Here is a 1813-nt window from a genome sequence, read left to right on the forward strand (position 1 = left end):
GTTGAGCGGCGACAGCAGGTCGGTCTCGCGCGTGCCCGGCGCTGCACCGCGCACGTCGACGCCGCCGACCGCCCCTGCAGGTGCGAGCACGACGGTGCAGCCGGTGGGCCGGCGCTTGTCGGTGAAGTGGCCGACGCGCAGGCCGGCGACGGCGCTCAGGCCTGGTGTGGGATGCATCGCTGGGAAGGGGCGGGGATCAGCGATTATGAAACGGCTGGTGGATCATTGATGACACACCCACTCAGTTGCAACAGTCTGCGCAGATTGGCGGGTGGCGACAGGCGGCGTGATACACCGTGCGCAGTCCCGATGCGACCGAAGCGACCGTGTGGGCTTGCCCTTTGCAAGAACCTGCCTGTCGCATTCGCTCCGTCCGGACCCTCAGGGCCGGAGAAGAAAAAAGAGCACACGGGCTCAAGCCCCGTCGGAGGAATGCATGGAGTCGATGCGTAACGATGGTTCGTCAGCGAACACTCGGCTGGCCCTTCACGCCACTGCCAGGCGGCTGCATCGGTTGAGGCCGGCTTGGCGGCAGGCCAGCCTTGCGCTGCTGGCCGCCACCACGTTGGTCGCCGGATGCGGCCCTTCGTCTGATGACGGCCCGGCGCCGACACCCAGTTCCGGCTCGACACCGACGCCGGCACCGGCACCGGCACCAGCACCAGCACCAGCACCAGCACCAGCACCAGCACCAGCACCAGCACCAGCACCTGCACCTGCACCTGCACCTGCACCTGCACCTGCGCCCGCACCGACGCCAGCGCCCGCACCCGCACCCGCACCCGCACCCGCACCCACGCCCTTGCCCATCACGATCGCGCCGCTCGGATCGCCGCGCATCCTGATCTCCGATGCGCCGACGCTGACCCGCCTGCGCACCGCGCTGACCAGCAACACGGCGTCGGCGACGCGCTTCAAGAACATGGTCGATTCGCAGATCGCCGGTGCCGACATCTATCTGTTCGGCCCCTGGCAGGCGGCGCTGTTGTCCCAGGTGACGGGCAAGGCGTCCTACTGCCAGTACGCGGTCGACCAGACCGAGAGTTTCGTGAAAACCGAAGAAGCGCTGATCAACAGGAATGCGGCTGCAACGGTGGCTGGCGACAGCTACCTCGATGTCGGCGGCACGATCGGCAACATGGCGATGGTGTACGACTGGTGCCGCTCGCAGATGACGGCGGCCCAGCGCACGCGCTGGGCCACCTACGGCAACCAGGCGGTCTGGRACGTGTGGAACCACACGCAGGCCAGATGGGGCACCACCACCTACGCCTGGAGCGGCTGGTCGGTCGACAACCCATCGAACAACTACTACTACTCGTTCCTGCGCGCGACCATGCTGCTCGGCCTCGCCACCTACGGCGAAAACACGCAGGCCTCGACCTGGCTGGACAAGTTCCGCACCGAGAAGATTGCCAACCAGCTCGTGCCGACCTTCACCCGCGATCTGCAGGGCGGTGGCTCGCGCGAAGGCACCGGCTACGGCACGGCGATGAACGGCCTGTTCGACCTCTACCACCTGTGGGAAAAATCCACCGGCGAGCGCATCGCAGACGGCACCCCGCACACGCTCGCATCGTTCGACAAGTTCATGCACGACATCGTGCCGACCCTGGACCGCATCTCGCCGACCGGCGACCATTCGCGCGACTCGACGGCCGCGCTGTTCGACTACCACCGCCAGTACCTCGAGGTGCTGTCGCGCCTGTACCCGTCTGACGTGATGGCGGGCGTCTCCAAGTCGCTGCTGGCGCAGTCGTCGGTACCGCGCATGGCGAATGCCTTCGAGTACTGGGTCGACTACCTGTACGAC

The 1813-nt window shown here is 66.9% G+C and carries 3 protein-coding genes; 1 reads left to right on the forward strand and 2 read right to left on the reverse strand.

Features of this window, described 5'->3' with window-relative positions; translation table 11 throughout:
• Together AC1D01_RS33010 and AC1D01_RS33015 are read right to left on the reverse strand one after the other, a co-directional pair.
• Positions 1-177, reverse strand: a 177-nt coding sequence (locus AC1D01_RS33010) for a P1 family peptidase (protein ID WP_477873701.1), incomplete at its 3' end; no start/stop codon positions are given.
• A gap of 26 nt (positions 178-203) precedes the next feature.
• On the reverse strand, positions 204-734 hold the full coding sequence (locus AC1D01_RS33015; protein WP_477873699.1) for a hypothetical protein: 531 nt from the start codon (positions 732-734) through the stop codon (positions 204-206).
• 68 nt (positions 735-802) lie between these two features.
• On the opposite strand from AC1D01_RS33015, the gene AC1D01_RS33020 reads away from it, so the two are divergent.
• The coding region (locus AC1D01_RS33020) for a hypothetical protein (protein WP_477873700.1) at positions 803-1813 on the forward strand (1011 nt) is incomplete at its 3' end.

Source organism: Rhizobacter sp. P3_B12, from assembly GCF_056402895.1.